We start from the raw sequence: 17,226 nt of genomic DNA, 5'->3' as shown, positions 1-17,226 counted from the left end.
AGCAGCGTCAACCGCTCCCGGTGCGGCTCAGACCGGGCAGCCGCCCGCCCGCGCCGTGGCCTGGTCGTCGAGACGGAACATCGGCCCGGTGTCGGTCGGCTCGTCGTAGTACCGGTGGAACACCGGGGTGAGACCGCCCGAGATCGGCGGGACGATCCAGCTCCAGTCCACCGGGCACTTCCGGCCCGCCGCCTCCTCCTTCTCCACGAAGCGCAGGAAGCGGCGGGACTCGCCGTGGTGGTCGGCGAGCGAGACGCCGGCCTCGTCGAACGAGTGCTGCACGGCGGCGGTGAGCTCGACGGCCGCGCGGTCGCGCCACAGCGTGCGGTCGCTCGAGGTGTCGAGGGCCATCGCCTCGGCGACCTCGGCGAGCATGTCGTAGCGGTCGGCGTCGGCGAGGTTGCGGGCCGCGATCTCCGTGGCCATGTACCAGCCGTTGAACGGCGCGGCCGGGTAGGAGACGCCGCCGATGTCGAGGCGCATGTTGCTGATCACCGGCAGCGCGTGCCAGCGCAGCTCCAGGTCGGAGAACCACGCGTGGTCGGGGTGGGTCAGCGGCACCTCGAGCACCGCGTCGGCGGGGATCTCGTGCAGCTGCGGGCCCTCGACGACGTGCTCGCCGCCGCCGCTGACGACCAGCGGCAGGATGTCGAAGCGCCCCATCGGGCTCGGCGGCGTCCAGCCCAGGGTGCGGGCGGTGTCGGTGAAGCCGGCGTAGCGCGGGTCGCCGAGCACGCGCCCGCCGGCGCGGTAGCCCGCGTACCGGATGAGCTGCTCGTTCCAGATCCGCGGCCCGCGCCCGGACGGGCCGTCGGGGGCGAACACGGTGATCGTCGAGCGGATGCGCCCCTTGCGGGTCGCCTCGCGCAGGTGCCCGACGCACTCGGCCGCGACCTCGTCGGGCGCGGTGACGCGGCGGCGGTCCCGCAGGTGCAGGCTGCGCCAGTAGAGGCGGCCGATGCAGCGCGCCGAGTTGCGCCACGCGATGCGGGCGCCGAACTCGAGCTCGGCCGTGGTGTGGACGTAGGTCCCGGTGCGGGCGATCTCCTCGCGCACCGCGGCGACGCGGGGCTCGGCGGGGCCCGCGCCCTCGTCCTCGGCGTGGAAGAGGCGGATGAACTCCTCCGCCTCGGCGGGGTCGACGCCGGGACGGCCGGCGGGGCGCTCGGCCTCCTGGCCGCCGACGCGCGCGGCCGGGACGACGGGGGGCGCGACGGGCGCGGCCGGCGTGACCTCGGGCGCGCTCTCGGGCCCGGGGAGCGGCGCGACCGGGGCGCTCACCCGCGTCACGGCGGGGGCGCCGGCGGCGGCCACGAACGGCCGTCCGGCGCCGCGGGCGCCGACGGGCCAGCCGCCCTCGGGCGCCGGCATCGCCGGGTCGGTCGGTGGCCCGGGGGACGTGGGGGTCGGTGGTGGCGTCCGACCGTCCGGGGGTCGCGGGGAGGGGGACGTCCGGTCCCCGGTGCTGACGACCTCGATCGCCGAGCCGCGCGTCATGCCACCTCCGTGTCTCGAGCCGTCCCCGCGCGGCCACCGCTCGTCCACTCTGCCGCCCCGTCGCCGGGAACGGATCTCGCTGTTCGGATCAACCTGCCCGCGGTACGTCCGAACCGTGATGGCCTGTTCGGCGCAGCAGCAGGCCCGCGCCCGGCATGATGACCACGAACGAGGTCGCGGCGGCGGCGAGCGCCACGGGGCGTCCCGTCCGCGAGCTCGCGCGCGTGCCGGCGCGCCGAGACGGCTCCACGGCGAGCCACTGTAGAGGGTGGCTCGACCACCCAGCGCAGCCACCGCACCCTTCCGGCGACCTCCCGGATCGTCCCTGCGCACGGGTCGTCCGCAGCCGGTCGATCACGTCTGGCACGCTGTCCGGTCGACAACGTGTGATGGCCTCGTACACAGCGCGTGACGTCGTCGGGGACGACGCGCCGGCGGGGCCGGGAGGTGCACCGTGACGCGAGCCCCGTGGCCCGCGGGCCACGAGCCGGACGGCACGAGTGGGTCGCGCGCGCCCGGCGCCCCGCCGGCGGGCCCGTCGGCCGACGACGGCGAGACCGTCGTCCTGCCCGTCGTCTCCCCCGCCCCCGGGAACACCCCGCCCGGGCGCACCCCACCGGCCGTTCCCGAGGTCCCGGCGATCGCCGACATCGCCGCGCCCGGGCGCCCCGACGTCGACGCCGTGGTCGCGCCCGAGCAGCCGGCGGCCCACCGCCGCCCGCGGCCCTCGCGGCACATGCGCGCCCGCGCCGACGAGATGGCCCGGCTGATCTCCCGCGCGGCGCCCGCGGCGACCCGCCGGCGCGGGCTGTCGTCGCTGCCCGCCGCGGCCGCCGTGATGGCCGCCGTCGCGGTCGGGGGCGTCGGCATCGCGCTGGGCCTCGATGCGCAGCGCACCGGCGCGGAGCTCGCCCTGCCCGACATCCCGGACGTGCCCGCCGAGCAGACGCCGGTCCCGGAGACCCCCGAGGGCACCATCGCGACCGTCGACACCAGCGTCGTCGAGGCGCTCGACCCCGACGTGTCGAGCCGGGGGCCGGAGCCCTCGTCGGCGGTCGCCGCCGAACGCCGCGCCCCGCAGCCCGCCGCCCCGCCGCGGGCCACCACGACCAAGCCCCGTCCGACGTCGACGACGGCGCGGTCCACCACCCCCGAGCGCTCCACCACGACCTCGTCCCGGACGCCGCGGTCGACCACGCCGAGCCCGGCCCCTCGCGCGGACACGGGCGCGAGCAGCGGGACGGGCGGCGACGCCGGCGACCGCGGGCTCGGGGAGCTCGACGACCCCGGGGCGTCCCCGTCGGCCCTCGACGGCGCGGCCACCACCGCCGGCTGACGCCCGCCCGGCGACCCGCCCCGGCGCGGGACGGCCGACGTGGAGATCGACCACGGGGAACGGTCGCCCGACGAGGCCGGATGACGCGTCCGTTCGGCCCTGTCACCCGATGCGGGCCTCGGCGGGCTCCACTCACCGGGCGTGGCCGTACGCTGACCGCACGGGCACACGTCAGAGCGGTGTGCAGCGCGACCGGGAGTAGCGTTCGCAGGTCGAAGACAACCGCTAGGGTGGCGCGACGCCGGGGGAGACCAGTCATCCGGGACGAGGAGTCGACCAGACGTGACCGCAGCGAGGGACGACCGCTCCCTGGCCGGGGGACCGCTCGGCGGGTCCCGCGCGATGGGGGCGGGGCATGCCGGGCGTGACGCCGCACACCCCGTCGACGGCCGCTACGGTGCCCGGTCCGAGCCCGACGGCTACGAGACCTCCGGTCCCTTCGCCCGCCCCGACGACGGCGCCCGTCCCGCCGAGTCCGACAGCTCGGTCTTCGACATCGCCGACGACCACCGCGACGGGCGCTACCGCTCGTCCCCGCCGTCCGCACCCGGGCACGACCGCACGGGTTCCTACCGCCTCGCGTCCGAGGGGAGCTCGATGACCTACCCGCCCGGGCCGCACGGTCCGCCGTCCGGTGGCCGATCCCCCTATCCGGGGTCCGCGCCGGCGGCCGCGCCGCCGCCGCCGTTCACGGGTGGCCGGCACGCGGGCTCGTCATCGGGGTCCGGGCCGTTCGGCCCGATCCCGACCGCGCCCCCGCCGCCACCCCCGCCGCAGCCGGAGCCGACCACCGCCACCGGGTCCTTCACGCCCGACGGTGTCGGCCTGCCCGCCCCGCGGGAGGCGTCCTCGTCCAACGACGTCAACCAGATGGTGTCGTTGATCCGCTCCAGCTGGGCGGCGGTGGCGCACCGCTCCGACGAGCTGGGCAGCCTGTTCTACGGCTGGCTGTTCCGTATCGCCCCGGAGACGCGCGACCTGTTCCCGGTGACGATGGAGCTGCAGCGCACGCGGCTGCTGCGCGCCCTCGTGCACGTGGTGCAGATGGTCGACCGGCCCGAGGAGCTCTCGACGTTCCTGCGGCAGCTCGGCCGTGATCACCGCAAGTTCGGGGTCATCGGTGAGCACTACGACAAGGTCGGCGAGGCGCTCCTGGGCGCGATCCGCGAGACCGCGGGCCCGAGCGTGTGGACCCATGAGATCGAGGACGCCTGGGCGGGCGCCTACGACCTGGTCGCGCAGATCATGCGCGAGGCGGCCGACGCCGAGCGCGGCCCCGCGGTCTGGATGGGCCGCGTCATGGAGCACCGCCGGATCTCCCAGGACCTCGCCGTGGTCCGCGTGCAGACCAGCCAGCCGGTGCCCTACCTCGCCGGGCAGTACGTCAGCGTCGAGACCCCGCAGCGCCCGCGCATGTGGCGCTCGATGTCGCCGGCCAACGCGCCCGGGCCCGACTGCGTGCTCGAGTTCCACGTGCGCACGGTGCCCGGCGGCTGGGTGAGCCGCGCGATCGTGTCGCACGCCCGCGTCGGGGACGTCTGGCGCATCGGCCCGCCCATGGGCCAGATGACGCTCGACCCGCGCTCGCGCTCCGACCTGCTCATGGTCGCGGGCGGCACCGGCCTCGCGCCGGCCCGCTCGATCATCGAGCAGCTGATCGTCGAGGGCACCGACCGCAAGGTCGCCCTGTTCGTCGGCGGCCGCACGTGGAGCGACCTCTACGACATCGAGGCCCTCCGGCGCAGCGCGCAGGAGAACCCCTGGCTGTCGGTCATCCCCGTGGTCGAGGACGACGGCCGCCAGCACGGGGCCGAGACCGGGACGGTCGGCGAGGTCGTCGCCCGCTACGGCGCCTGGGCCGACCGTGAGATCACCGTCAGCGGCTCGCCGGCGATGGTGCGCGCCACCGTCAACGCGCTGCTCGACGCCGGCACCCCGTTCCTCAACATCCACTACGACCCGTACCACACGGACTGAGCGGGCCCCGGGTGTCGCAGCGAACGCGCTGTTCGCTGCCTCTAGGCGCCCGAACTCCCCGTTGATCACCGGCGAAGGCGCCGCCCACGTCGTGGGCGGCGCCTTCGTCGCGTGGCGGGGCCCTAGGCGGTCGCGGCCTGGCGCGGGGTCATCTCGACCGAGAGCTCCGGCGGCTTGGCGAGGGTCTGGAAGACGACGCAGTAGCGCTCGGTGAGCTTGTGCAGCGTGGCGAGGGTGTCGGCGTCGGCGTCCGTGTCGAGGTCGAAGCGCAGGCGGACCTCGCGGAACCCGACGGGCGCGTCCTTGGCGACGCCCAGGGTGCCGCGGAAGTCGAGGTCGCCCTCGGCGTGCACGTTGCCGCCGCGGATCTCGACGCCCATCGACGTCGACACGGCGCGCAGGGTGACGCCCGCGCAGGCGACGAGCGCCTCGAGGAGCATGTCGCCGGAGCACAGCTGGGTGCCGTCACCGCCGGTGGCGGGGTGCAGGCCGGCCTCGACCAGCGCCTGCGAGGTCTGCACCCGGCACGCGATGCCGGAGCCGTCGACGTCCCCGTCGGCCTTCAGCGTGACGACGGCCGACTCGGGGTCCTCCTTGTACTGCGACTTGAGCGGGCCCTGGGTCTCGGCGAGCTTCGACTTGTCCATGCCCCTGATCCTCCCCCGGACGTGGCGCTGCGTCACCCGGTCGTCACGGGTGTGCGCACCCGTCGAGGTCGGCAGGTGGCCACGGCGGCCGCGCCGGCCAGCGAGAAGCCGATCAGCACCGGCAGGGCGTCGTTCCAGCCCGCGACGAGCCCGGCCGCTCCCCCGCCGAGCGACGGGCGGGTGGCGACCACCGCGATCACCGTGGTGCCGATCGCGGAGCCCACGTAGCGCGCGGTGTTGTTGGCGCCGCCGCCCATCGCGCCGCGGCCCGGCGGCACGCTGGCGACGGCCTCACGGCCCAGCGCGCTGTTGACGATCCCGCTGGCCGCGCCGGCCACCACGAGCCCGGGCACCAGCGAGAGCGGGGCGTCATCCGGCGCGAGCCCCAGGAGCAGCAGCTGACCGCACGCCACGACCAGCAGGCCCCCGGCGAGCAGCAGGCGCCCGGACCACGCCGCGGGCAGGCGGCGGGCGAGCAGCGCGGTCACCACGCTCGTGCCGGACCACGCGAGCAGCAGCAGGGCCCCGACCATCGCGGTGCTGCCGAGGCCGCGCTCGACGACGGTGGGCAGGAAGGACGTCGACGCGATGATCCCCATGCCGGTGGCGAGCGCCCCGACCGTCGCCGCGACGAACGCCGGCGAGGCGAACAGCGCCATGTCGAGCATGGGGGCGGCGCGGCGGCGCTCGAGGACGACGAACAGGGCGAGCAGCAGCACGCCGGCCGCGAGCAGCGCCAGGACGCCGGGACGGGCGAACCCCGAGCGGCCCTCGACGAGGCCGGCCAGCAGGGCCGCGAGGCCGGCGGCGAGCACGAGGACGCCGGGCAGGTCGATCGGGCGCGGGGTGTCGGCGCGCGACTCGGGCACCGCGCGGTGGGTGATGACCGCGAGGACGACCGCCGCGACCGCGGCCGTCCAGTAGGCGCCGGTCCAGCCGACGACGCGGTCGAGGCCCGCGGCGAGGAACGGGCCGGCGGCGATGCCGGCGCCGAGGCTCGCGCCCCAGACACTGCTCGCGGTGCGGGCCGCCGGTGTGCCCGCGGGGAAGGCGTGGCCCAGCAGGCCCTGGCTGCACGCGACCAGCGCCGCCGCCCCGAGGCCCTGCAGGATGCGGGCGATCACCAGCACGAGGGCGTTCGGCGCGAGGGCGCCGAGGACCGACGACGCGGCCAGCACCGCCGCGCCGAGCACGAGGACCCGGCGGCGGCCCAGGTCGTCGCCCAGCGCGCCCACCGAGAGCAGCGCGACGCCCAGCCCGATGCTCATCGAGCTGAGGATCCAGGCCTGGGCCTCCGGGCCGGCGCCGAGCGCGGTCGCCGTCGACGGCAGCGTCGCCAGCGGCGTGGTGAACACGACCAGCGCGAGGAACGTCGCGGTGCCGGCGATGACGAGGGTGGCGCGGGGCGAGCTCACGGGGTCGGACGCTAGCAGGTCCGGTTCGATGACTGAACCGAACTGCTAGGCTGGTCACCGTGCCGCTGGGGCAGAACTACGACCGTCAGGACTGCGCCCTCGCCCGCGCCCTCGAGGTCGTCGGCGAGCGCTGGACGCTGCTGGTGCTGCGCGACTGCTTCTTCGGGGTGCGCCGCTTCGCCGACCTGCGCGCCCACCTCGACATCCCCCGGGCGGTGCTGTCCGACCGGCTGACGACCCTCGTCGACGCGGGGCTGCTCGCGCGGCGGAACTACGCGCCGGGCCGCGACGAGTACGTCCTCACCGACACGGGGCTCGACCTGTGGCCCGCGGTGTACTCGCTGGCCCGCTTCGGCGATCGCCACCTCGTGGGGCCGGGCGGCGGGCGCCGCCGGTTCCGGCACGCCGACTGCCGCGCCGGTGGCGCCGACCTCGCCGCCGGCGCCGTCTGCCCCGCGTGCGGGACGCTGCCGGCGCCGTCGTCGCTGGAGACGTACCTGCTCGCGCCCGCGGCCGACGCCGACCGCCCGGCACGCGACGACGCCGTCAGCGTCGCCCTGCGCCGCCCCCACCGCCTCCTGGCCCCGCTGCCGTGATGGCTTCGCCACGTGAGTGATATGGGTCGCCCTGGCGACCCGGATCACTCACGTGGCGGCCATCACCAAGCGCCCACCGGCCGGCGGATGGCGACGTTGGCGTGGTTGAACAGGTTGGTCAGGGCGATCTGCGCGACGAGCCCGGCCAGCGCGGTCTCGTCGAAGTGGCGGGCGGCGTCGGCCCAGACCGCGTCGGGCACCGGGTCCGGACGGTCGGCGATGCGCGTCGCCGCCTCCGCCAGCCCGAGCGCGGCCCGCTCGGCGTCGGTGAAGCCCGGGGCCTCGCGCCACACGACGAGCATGGCCAGCCGGTCCTCGCTCTCGCCGTTCTTGCGCATCGTCCTCGTGCCCGACTCCACGCAGAACGCGCAGCCGTTGATCTGGCTCACCCGCAGGTGGACGAGCTCACGGATGCCGTCCGGCAGGCCCGTGGCCCGGATGCTGCCGATCATCGACCCGACGGCCTCGCCGAAACCGGGCAGGGCGCGGGTGAAGTGCTCGAGTCGTCCGGTCACGATGGTCTCCTGTCTCGCGGTCACATCCGCCGGGGCGCGGCGGTCTTGGAGGAGACGCACCACGACCCGAGGATGTGACCGATGGACGCCACCGATCTCGCGGAGACCTTCGAGACCCACCGCCCGCACCTGCGTGCGGTGACGCTGCGGCTGCTCGGCAGCCCGGCCGAGGCCGACGACGCGGTGCAGGAGACGTGGCTGCGCCTGGCGCGCACCGACGTCGCCGAGGTGGAGAACCTGCGCGCCTGGCTGACCACGGTCGCGAGCCGCGTCGCGCTGTCGATGCTGCGCTCGCGCGGCACCCGGGCCGAGTCCCCGATGGACGACGCCCCGGACGCCGCCGACCCCGAGCCGGACCCCGAGGCCCGGGCGGCCCAGGCGGACGCGCTCGGCGGTGCGCTCCTCGTCGTCCTCGAGCGCCTCGACCCGGCCGAGCGCCTGGCGTTCGTGCTGCACGACATGTTCGCGGTCCCGTTCGACGAGATCGCGACCGTCGTCGAGCGCAGCCCCGCCGCGGCCCGCCAGCTCGCGAGCCGGGCCCGGCGGCGCGTGCGCGGCGGGTCGGCCGAGACCGAGCCCGACCCCGCGCGTCGCCGCGAGGTCGTCGAGGCCTTCCTCACCGCCGCGCGCGAGGGCGACTTCGCCGGGCTGCTCAGCGTCCTCGACCCCGACGTCGAGCTGCGCGCCGACCGTGTCGCCGTCGCCGCCGCGGAGGCCTACCGCGACCGCGGCGCGCCCGACGTCGCCGAGTCGATGCGCGGGGCCGAGGCCGTCGCGCGGGTGTTCAGCGGGCGGGCGCGGGCGGCGCAGCCGGCGCTGCTCGACGGCCTGCTGGGCGCCGTCTACGCGCCGGGCGGGCGGATGTTCTCGGCGTTCGACATCGTCGTCGTGGGCGGGCGGATCGCGGCGATCGAGATGATCGCCGACCCGGACGTGCTCGCCGACCTGGACGTGGAGCTGCGATGATCGTGGGGGGTTTCCTGACGTTGAACGTCAGCATGGCCGCCACGCTGACACACCCCCGTGCGTCGGTGCGGCCCTAGATCAGGCCCATCTTGGAGGCGGCGTAGACGGCCTCGGCGCGGCGGGTGACGTCGAGCTTGCGCATGAGGTTGCCGACGTGGAACTTCACCGTCGTCTCGGAGATGAACAGCTCGCGGCCGATGGTGCGGTTCGACATGCCGCGGGCGAGCAGGCGCAGGACGTCGAGCTCGCGGCCGGTCAGCGGGTCGCCGTGGGGCTGCTGGCCGTTGAGTGAGCGGACCACGGCGGCCGCGGAGCGCGAGTCGAACGCCGACTCGCCGCGCGAGACCGCGCGGATCGCCGAGGTCAGCTCGGTGGTGTCGACGTCCTTGACGACGTAGCCGCGCGCGCCGGCGTGGACGGCCTCGACCACCAGGCGGTCGTCGAGGAACGTCGTCAGCACGAGCACGCCGACGCCGGGGTGCGCCTGGGTCAGCTGGCGGCACAGCTGCAGGCCCTCGGAGTCGGAGCTGGTGGACAGCTTGAGGTCGAGCAGCACGATCGTCGGGCGCTGGTGGGCGACGACGGCGAGCGCCTCGGCGGCGCTGGACGCCTCGCCGACGATGGCGAACTGCGGCTCGCGCTCGAGCACGGAGCGCAGGCCCTGCCGGACGATCGCGTGGTCGTCGACCAGGACGATGCGCACCTCCCCGCGCTTGGCGGTGGTGCGTGCGGGCACGCGGATCTCGGTCATGACCGGCTCCCGGCTTCCTCGGGGTTCAGTGACGTCGGCCCGGCGGGCGCGACCGGGCCCGGGCAGGCGCCCAGCGGCACGCCGACCTCGACGCGGATGCCGCCCTGGGGTGCGCGACGGATGCGCAGGCTGCCGCCGATCTCGCGGGCCCGCTCGGCCATGTTGACCAGGCCGCGGTGGGAGCCGTCGAGGTCGCCGGCCGCGGCGACGCGCAGCGAGCGGCGCACGTGCTCGGGGTCGCCGGTGCCGTCGTCGGACACCGACAGCACCAGGCGGTCCTTGCGGTAGGCGAGCCGGACGACGGCGACGCTCGCCTCGGCGTGCACGGCGGCGTTGAACAGGGCCTCGCCGGCCACGCGGAACAGCGAGCGCTCGGCGGCCGACGACAGCGCCACCGGCCGGCCCTCGAGGCGCACCTCGACCCGCAGGTCCGAGGGCATGTGCACCGTCGAGAGCTCCTCGAGCATGGCGGGCAGGCTCTGCGGGCCGCGGTCGCCGGAGTGGTTGAGCGCGTAGATGGCGCTGCGCAGCTGCTCGACCGCGCGTCGGGTCAGCGCCTTGGCGGTCTCGAGGCGCTCGCGCTGGCGCTCGTCGCGCATCTCCGAGCGCACCACCTCGATCTGCATGCCGGCCGAGAGCGCGTACTGGGTGACGGAGTCGTGCAGCTCGCGCGCGATGCGGTGGCGCTCGGAGTCGAGCACCTCGCGCTGGCGGGCGACGGTCAGCGCGTCGCGGGTGCGCTGGAGCTGGTCGTTGCGCGCGGCGAGGTCCTCGGCGTGGCGGCTGGCCTCGCCGTAGAGGCGCATCGTGCGCTGGTGCAGCGCCGAGTTCTGCAGCGCCGCCGCCGTCTGCCCGGCGAGGACGCGCAGCACCGACGCGTCGGTGGCGTCGATGGCACGCTCGGCGCCGGTCCAGGCCACGATCTCGCCGACGACGTCGCCGTCGAGGTGCACCGGGACGTGCAGGTGGTGGGGGTCGTGCTCCATGTCGGACGAGCCGGACGAGCCGGACGACCCGGAGCCGCTCGAGGTCCGGGTGGCGCCGTCCTCGTGCCGGTGACCCTCCCCCGAGCGCACGGCACGCAGGTGGGACACGACCCACGGCGGCAGCTCGGGGTCGGCGGCGTCGACCTCCTCGCCGGCCGGGCCCAGCACGAGGTGGCGCGGCGCGGCCTCGGGCAGGGCGCCGTCGGCGAGGGCGAACACCACCCAGTGCGCGGTGAGGTGGTCGGCGGCGGCCTCGGCGACCGAGCGCACGAGCGTGCCCGGCCCTTCGGTGGTGCGCACCAGCGCCCGGGAGATCCGGTCGAGGGCATGGATGACCCGCCGCAGCCGCTCGGCCGAGGCCAGGTACTCGATGTAGAAGGACGGCTTGCCCGACCGGATCCCGGTGAGCTGGTCCAGATCGTGGTGGTCGACGGACACTGCTCTACCGGGTCCAGCTCCGCTGCGCTGCGTGTTCCATCACAGCGCCGCGCGGAAGAGCGTCTCGATGTCCGCCTGGCCGGCCTCGCGCGGGTTGGTCGACAGGCAGGCGTCGGCCAGCGTCATGGTCGACAGCACCGGGACGTCGGCCTCGGTCACCCCGATCTCGCCGAGCCCCGTGGGCACCCCGAGCTCGTCGGCGATGCGGCGCACCTCGGCGGCGGCCCACTCGGCGGCCTCGGCGGCGCCGGCGGTGGAGTCGGGCGCGATCCGGCCGGGCAGGCCGAGGGCCTGGGCGATCGGCACGAACCGGTGCGGGTCGGGCTCGGCGTTGAAGCGGATGACGTGCGGCAGCAGCACCCCGTTGATGACGCCGTGCGGCAGGTCGAGCAGCCCGCCGACCTGGTGGCTCATCGCGTGGGCGGCGCCGAGGATCGCGTTGGTGAACGCCAGCCCGGCCTCGAGCGCCGCCTGCGCCATGCAGGTGCGCGCGGACTCGTCGGCCGGGTGGTCCATCGTGCGCTCGAGGTGCTCGCCGACCAGCGCGATCGCCTGCAGCGCGTGGTGGTCGGTGAGCGGGTTGTGGGCGCGCGAGACGTAGGCCTCGATGCCGTGCGTGAGCGCGTCGAGGCCCGTGGCGGCGTTGAGCCAGTCGGGCATCGTCGTGAGCAGGTGCGGGTCGACGATCGACATGTCCGGCACCAGCGCGCGGCCCAGGATCGTGATCTTGGTGTTGCGCGCGGTGTCGGTGACGATGCAGAACTGCGAGACGTCCGCGCCCGTGCCCGACGTCGACGGCACCATGACCATCGGCGGGATGGGCAGCGCCATCCGGTCGACACCCTCGTAGTCGGTGATGCGCCCGCCGTTGCCGGCGAGCAGGGCGATGCCCTTGGCCGCGTCGATCACCGAGCCGCCACCGAGCGCGACGATGACGTCGCAGCCCTGCTCGCGGTAGACGACGTGGCCCGCCGCGATCTCGTGGTCCTTGGGGTTGGGCGTGACGCCCTCCCACACCGTCGGGCGCAGCCCGGCCTCCGCCAGGTGGGCACACAGCTGCGTCGGCCAGCCGGCGGCGCACAGGCCGGGGTCGGTGACGAGCAGCGGGCGGCGGGCGCCGAGGCGTACCGCGGCGTGGGCCGCCTCGACCAGCGAGCCGGGGCCGAAGAGGATCTCCGGGACGTGGAACTTCGCGAGGCGGGGGGTCCCCGTGCTCGACCGCGTGGCCGCCCGTTCGGCCGGGCTCCGCGGCGGGGCGACGGCCGCGCCGCCCACCGGCTCCTGCGAGCGACGATGGGCGATGACCGACTCCCCGGCACGGGTCACGCTGTCGACGAGGACCACGCTGCCCCCCTCTCTGCCGACCGGCCGGATGGCCGACCCGCACGACGATGTAGGCCACGTTACAGAGGGACAGCGGGCGACGGCAGGGTGACGGATGAGTTCGGACGCGTCCGATCGGAGCAGCTCGCGAGGGACGTCACACCGGTCAGGCCGCGCCCGCCGTCGCGGCCCGCGCCGGGCGGTCGACGAGGAACGCCTCCTCGGCCCACCAGCGCCGGAAGGCCGCGAGGCCGACGCCCTCGACCAGCCGCCGGGTCTGGCTGTCCTGCGCGAGCATCGCCTCGATCTTCCGGTCCAGGCGGGCGCCCTCGAGCCGCAGGTGCAGGCCCGGGTCGACGTCGTCGGCGGGGTCGTCCATGAAGACGCCGAACGCCGCGTTGGCGGCGGCGAAGCGGCGGGTGAAGCCGGGCGCGAGGACCGCCCGTAGCAGCTCGGTGTCGGGGGCGACGGCGTCGCGCGCGCGGGTCGTCCACCGGCCGACGGCGCGGTGGTCCGCGTGGCCGGTGACGCCGTCCGGGCCGAAGGTGACGATCGTGTCCGGGGCGACGTCCTCGATGATCGTGGCGATCGCCCGCGCCGCCAGCGGTTCGGCGGCGTCGGCGCACCGGCCGTCGCCGAAGCCGAGGAAGCGGTGCTCGTCGACGCCGAGCACGGCGAGCGCGGACTCGAGCTCGCGCTCGCGCAGCCGGCCGAGGCGCTCGGGCGGCCAGGCGGCGGGGTCGTCGGTGCCGTGCTCGCCGCGGGTCGCGGTGACGAGGACGACGCGGTCGCCGCGCTCGCGCGCCGCGAGGACGAGGCCGGAGGACAGGAAGGTCTCGTCGTCGGGGTGGGCCCAGACGCCGAGCAGGGTGCCGGTCACGACAGGACCTCCACGACGATCGCGACCGCGACGGCGGCCAGCACGGGCAGGGCGGGGTTGCGGGAACGCCAGGCGACGACGCCGGCGGCCGCGAGGGCGGCGAGGAAGGCGAGCCGGTCCGGGCCCGGGGCCGCCGGTCCGACGTGGCCGACGAGCGCCACGGCGACCAGGCCGGCGAGGGCGGCCGGGGCCAGGTGGGGCAGGCCGCGACGCAGGACGGCGGGCAGCCGGTGCGCGGGGACCAAGGTGATCAGCACGACCCGCAGCCCGTAGGTCGCGACGGCCGAGACGAGCAGGGTCATGACGGGCTCCGGTCGGTGAGGGTCGCCGCGGCCAGGCCGGCGGCGATGCCGCACAGCAGGCCGAGGCCGGCGGGCAGGGACGCGGCGAGGGCGGCGGTGATCGCGGCGGCCGCGGCGCCGGCCCGGGCGGGGCGGGCGCGCAGCTGCGGGACGAGCATCGCCAGGAACATCGCGGGCGCGGCGACGTCGAGCGCCGCCGACGTCGGCAGCACCGGCGCCAGCAGGGCGCCCACCGCGGTCAGGCCCGTCCACGCCACCCCGAGACCCACGCCGACGGCCGTCCACCAGCGGCGGAAGGTGGCCGGGTCGTCGAGGTCGGCGCCGGAGAGCTCCCGGCGGCGGGTGACCATCGCGTAGGTCGGGTCGACCACGAAGTGCGGGGCGATCCAGCGGAACCAGCGCGGCTGGTCGCGGAACCGCGGCTCGAGCGCCGCGGCGTAGAGCAGGAAGCGCGCGTTGACGAGGCCGACGGCGGCGAGCACGGCCCCGAGGCCGGCGCCGCCCGCCATCAGCGTGAGCGCGGTGAGCTGGCCGCTGCCGCCGTAGAGCAGCGGGGCGCTGAGGATCCCGGTACCGGCCCCGACGCCGGAGCGGACGGCGGTGACGCCGATCAGCAGGGCGAAGGGCGCGAGCCCGAGGACGACCGGCGCCAGGTCGCGCACGGCCGTGCGGACCTCGCCGCCCCGGATGGTGCGGCTGCGGGTGTGACGCTCGGTGATGGACATGGGATGACCATGCCGCCGGCCCCGGTCAGCGACATCGGTGTCGGCTCCCCATGTTGCTCAGCGTCACCACCCACGCCGGGCACGGGGGACCGCCCACGTCGCCCGGCGACGCGGAGATCAGGTCGGCTGCGCGACCCGGCGGTCCGGCACGATGCCGAGCGCGCGGGCGGCCGCGGCCGCCTCGCGGCGCGTGGGCACGTCGAGCTTCGCGAGGATCGCCGAGACGTGGTGGTCGGCGGTCTTCTCGGAGATGAACAGCCGCGCGGCGATGCCGGCGTTGGTGAGGCCCTCGGCGAGCAGGCGCAGGACGTCGACCTGGCGGGCGGTGAGGTTCGCCGGGTTGGTGCGCGTGGTGGTGCGGGGGCGGGCGGGCACGCCGGCGACCCCGCGCGCCCGCAGGTCGCGCCGGACCTTCGCCGCCACCGCGTCCGCCCCGAGCCGGTCGAGCAGCTCCAGCGCGGCGAACGCCTCGGCGGGCTCGCCGGTGTCGAGGAGCGCGAGGGCCTGCTCGTAGGGCGCGCCGAGCTCGGCCCACCGGCGCGCGGCCGCGGCGGGCTCGCCGTCGAGCAGCAGGCGGTAGGGGCCGTCGGGCGGCGGGGTCGGCGGCGCGGCCGCCCCGAGGTCGGGTCCCCCGAGCCGGCGGAGCCACACCGCGAGCTCCGCGGCGGACCACTCGGTGCCGGGGCGGGCGCCGGCCTCCGCGAGGAGCGCCGGCACGTCGTCGAGGCGGGCGTCGGGCGCGCCGGTCACCCAGCTCCGCTCGGCGAGCGCCGAGGCGGCCGGCAGCAGCCGCAGCGGCTCGCCGAACCGCGCGGCGATGTCCCAGCCCCGCTCCAGGTGGGTGTCGGCCTCGTCGCCCCCGCGGCGCAGCGCGACGAGCCCGATCATCAGCGACGGCCAGGTGTGGGTCAGCAGCGACCCGCTCTCGGTGAGCACGCCGTCCGCGTCGTGCACGGCCTCGTCCCAGGCGCCGCGCATGACGCGCAGGCGCGCCCGCACCCCGCGCTGCCAGTGCTCGCAGATGGGGTACTCCCACCGCACGGTCAGCGGCAGGCTCCGGTCGAGGACCTTCTCGGCGGCGTCGAGGCGCCGCTGCTCGACGTCGAGGTTCGCCAGCTGCGTCCAGCAGGTGGAGTGCTCGACCTTGACCTGGTCGCCCACCGCCTCGAGGGCGCCGAGGAGGCGGTCCCGCGCGGCGGCGTCGCCGGTCATGATCGAGCTGACGAGGTCGACGAGCATCAGCCGGACCTCGAGGGCGTCGTCGGTCCCGTCCGTCTCGACGGCGCGGGCGCGGTCGTGGAGCTCGCGGGCGGACGCGAGGTCGTTGTCCTGGATCGCCAGGAACCCCCGGGCCGCCAGCGCGTGGCCCAGCAGCGCGGCGGCCGGAGTGCCGGGCGCGGCCCGGGGCCCGAGCACCTCGATCGCGGTCGCCGCGTGCTCCACGGCCAGCTCGCGGTCGCCGTGGTACCACTCGAACGACGCGAGCGACCGGTGCCCGGCGCCGACGCCGTCGAGGTCGCCCTCCGCCCGGTGCCACCCGATGGCCCGGTGGCAGGCGGCGATGGCCTCGCCGAGGCGGTTGGTGAGGAAGAGCTCGTGGGCGAGCAGCTCGCAGAGCCCGGCCCGGGCGCCGAGCGCGTCCGGCGGGGCGTGCTCCAGGGCCGTCGCGAAGAACCGGGCCGCCTCGGTGTGCGCGCCGGCCGTGGCGGCCACGCGGCCCGCGCGCGCCGCGTACCGGAACACGCGCCCGTCGTCGCCCGCGGCCAGCGCGTGGTGCGCGAGGACCGCCGGGTCGGGGTCGGCGAGCGTCTCGAGGGCGTCGACCATGCGCCGGTGCAGGGCGATCTCGCCGCCGGGCGGGATCGCGCCGGCCACGGCGAGCCGGCAGATGTCGTGGCGGTAGGTGATGCCGCGGCGGTCGCGCGCGAGCAGGCCCGCGGAGTCGAGCGTGCGCAGCGGCCCGATGCCCACGCCCAGCGCCGGGAGCAGCGTGTCCGGGACCGGGCCGGGGGCGCAGGCGAGCAGGTCGGCGAGGTCGCGGGCCTCGGCGTCCAAGCCCGCCGTGCGGGCGAGGACCGCGTCGCGCACCGAGACCGGCAGCTCGCCCACCCCGCCCTGGCTCACCACCTCGGTGACGAAGAACGAGTTGCCCCGCGTCAGCGCGTGCAGGTGGTCGGGGTCGATGGCACGCCCGCCGACCAGCGCGGTGACCGCCGCGACCGAGAGCGGCCCGAGCTCCAGGCGGGTGGCGGCCGGGGTGCGCGCGACGTCGCCGAGCAGGGCCCGCAGCGCCGGTTGCGGGTCGGGCTCGTCGGCCCGGTAGGTGGCGAGGACCAGCGAGCGGGTGCCCGCGATGCGGCGCAGCAGGAAGCGCAGCAGGTCGACGGTGGCCTCGTCGGCCCACTGCAGGTCGTCGACGACGAGCAGCAGCGGGCGCGCGCCGAGGACGTCGAGCAGCACCCGGTGGATCTCGTAGGGGGGCGCGCCGGTGTGCAGCAGCCGGGCGATCGGCTCCCCGAGGTCGTCGGCGACGTCGTGGAGCGGGCCGAGGGGCCGGGGCACGCCCAGCGGGTCGCACACGCCCCACAGGACCTCGCCGCCGGTGAGGCCCGCGGCGAACTGCCGGGCCAGCGAGGTCTTGCCGATGCCCGACTCCCCCGCGAGCAGGACGACCGAGCCCGCGCCGGAGCGCGCCTCCCGCCAGGCGCGCGCGAGGAGGCGCTGCTCGTCCTCGCGCTCGAGCAGGTCCACACCCGTGACACTAAGTGATCGAGAACACCCACGGAATGTCCCGGACGGCCTAGTCCTCCCGAGAAACGTAGGGAGGTCCTCCCGATGACCGGCGCTCTCGGTGAGCGGACCGTTCTCCCCG

15 protein-coding genes are annotated in these 17,226 nt (G+C 76.3%); 4 read left to right on the top strand and 11 right to left on the bottom strand.

Annotated features, from left to right (window positions below; genetic code table 11):
- Nucleotides 1-27 precede the first annotated feature (27 nt).
- A complete protein-coding gene (locus tag ACFPK1_RS05975) occupies nt 28-1,371 on the bottom strand; it encodes a nitric oxide synthase oxygenase (RefSeq protein ID WP_378019977.1) in 1,344 nt (447 codons plus the stop codon).
- A gap of 580 nt (nt 1,372-1,951) precedes the next feature.
- On the opposite strand from ACFPK1_RS05975, the gene ACFPK1_RS05970 reads away from it, so the two are divergent.
- Together ACFPK1_RS05970 and ACFPK1_RS05965 are read left to right on the top strand one after the other, a co-directional pair.
- Entirely contained in the window at nt 1,952-2,833 is an 882-nt protein-coding gene (locus tag ACFPK1_RS05970) for a hypothetical protein (protein WP_378019976.1), read from the top strand.
- 282 nt (nt 2,834-3,115) lie between these two features.
- Nucleotides 3,116-4,810 carry an FAD-binding oxidoreductase gene (locus ACFPK1_RS05965; RefSeq protein WP_378019975.1) on the top strand — a complete coding sequence of 565 codons (1,695 nt, stop codon included), beginning with the start codon at nt 3,116-3,118 and terminating at the stop codon, nt 4,808-4,810.
- Between the two features lie 122 nt (nt 4,811-4,932).
- On the opposite strand, the gene ACFPK1_RS05960 is transcribed toward ACFPK1_RS05965, so the two are convergent.
- Together ACFPK1_RS05960 and ACFPK1_RS05955 are read right to left on the bottom strand one after the other, a co-directional pair.
- Nucleotides 4,933-5,457: an OsmC family protein gene (locus tag ACFPK1_RS05960; protein WP_133825776.1), complete on the bottom strand. Its 525-nt coding sequence runs from the start codon at nt 5,455-5,457 to the stop codon at nt 4,933-4,935.
- 32 nt (nt 5,458-5,489) lie between these two features.
- Entirely contained in the window at nt 5,490-6,872 is a 1,383-nt protein-coding gene (locus ACFPK1_RS05955; protein ID WP_378019974.1) for an MFS transporter, read from the bottom strand.
- A 59-nt stretch (nt 6,873-6,931) separates the two neighbouring features.
- Here ACFPK1_RS05955 and ACFPK1_RS05950 point away from each other — a divergent pair, with 59 nt between their 5' ends.
- Nucleotides 6,932-7,468, top strand: coding sequence for a winged helix-turn-helix transcriptional regulator (locus ACFPK1_RS05950; RefSeq protein WP_378019973.1), 537 nt, complete (start codon nt 6,932-6,934; stop codon nt 7,466-7,468).
- 62 nt (nt 7,469-7,530) lie between these two features.
- Here ACFPK1_RS05950 and ACFPK1_RS05945 read toward each other — a convergent pair whose 3' ends face one another.
- Entirely contained in the window at nt 7,531-7,983 is a 453-nt protein-coding gene (locus ACFPK1_RS05945; RefSeq protein WP_378019972.1) for a carboxymuconolactone decarboxylase family protein, read from the bottom strand.
- A gap of 81 nt (nt 7,984-8,064) precedes the next feature.
- Between ACFPK1_RS05945 and ACFPK1_RS05940 the strand changes: the two genes are divergently transcribed.
- Nucleotides 8,065-8,949 (top strand): sigma-70 family RNA polymerase sigma factor, encoded by an 885-nt coding sequence (locus ACFPK1_RS05940; RefSeq protein WP_378019971.1) that lies wholly within the window; start codon nt 8,065-8,067, stop codon nt 8,947-8,949.
- A gap of 73 nt (nt 8,950-9,022) precedes the next feature.
- Here ACFPK1_RS05940 and ACFPK1_RS05935 read toward each other — a convergent pair whose 3' ends face one another.
- The 7 genes from ACFPK1_RS05935 to ACFPK1_RS05905 form a co-directional block, all read right to left on the bottom strand.
- Nucleotides 9,023-9,700 (bottom strand): MadR family response regulator transcription factor, encoded by a 678-nt coding sequence (locus ACFPK1_RS05935; RefSeq protein ID WP_133825781.1) that lies wholly within the window; start codon nt 9,698-9,700, stop codon nt 9,023-9,025.
- Entirely contained in the window at nt 9,697-11,124 is a 1,428-nt protein-coding gene (locus ACFPK1_RS05930; RefSeq protein WP_378019970.1) for a GAF domain-containing sensor histidine kinase, read from the bottom strand. The genes ACFPK1_RS05935 and ACFPK1_RS05930 overlap by 4 nt, the downstream gene beginning before the upstream one ends.
- 39 nt (nt 11,125-11,163) lie before the next feature.
- Nucleotides 11,164-12,468, bottom strand: coding sequence for an iron-containing alcohol dehydrogenase (locus tag ACFPK1_RS05925; protein ID WP_378019969.1), 1,305 nt, complete (start codon nt 12,466-12,468; stop codon nt 11,164-11,166).
- A 145-nt stretch (nt 12,469-12,613) separates the two neighbouring features.
- Nucleotides 12,614-13,327 carry a PIG-L family deacetylase gene (locus tag ACFPK1_RS05920; RefSeq protein ID WP_378019968.1) on the bottom strand — a complete coding sequence of 238 codons (714 nt, stop codon included), beginning with the start codon at nt 13,325-13,327 and terminating at the stop codon, nt 12,614-12,616.
- Complete coding sequence (locus ACFPK1_RS05915) at nt 13,324-13,629, bottom strand: AzlD domain-containing protein (protein ID WP_378019967.1); 306 nt, start codon at nt 13,627-13,629, stop codon at nt 13,324-13,326. The genes ACFPK1_RS05920 and ACFPK1_RS05915 overlap by 4 nt, the downstream gene beginning before the upstream one ends.
- On the bottom strand, nt 13,626-14,354 hold the full coding sequence (locus ACFPK1_RS05910; protein WP_378019966.1) for an AzlC family ABC transporter permease: 729 nt from the start codon (nt 14,352-14,354) through the stop codon (nt 13,626-13,628). The genes ACFPK1_RS05915 and ACFPK1_RS05910 overlap by 4 nt, the downstream gene beginning before the upstream one ends.
- 117 nt (nt 14,355-14,471) lie before the next feature.
- Nucleotides 14,472-17,105, bottom strand: a complete 2,634-nt coding sequence (locus tag ACFPK1_RS05905) for an ATP-binding protein (protein ID WP_378019965.1) — start codon at nt 17,103-17,105, stop codon at nt 14,472-14,474.
- Between the last annotated feature and the right edge of the window lie 121 nt (nt 17,106-17,226).

Origin of the sequence: Actinomycetospora rhizophila (assembly GCF_042657905.1) — a bacterium.
GTDB lineage: Bacteria > Actinomycetota > Actinomycetes > Mycobacteriales > Pseudonocardiaceae > Actinomycetospora > Actinomycetospora rhizophila.
The sequence above is the reverse complement of the archived record's forward strand: the minus strand, read 5'-3'. Positions and strand labels throughout refer to the sequence as shown.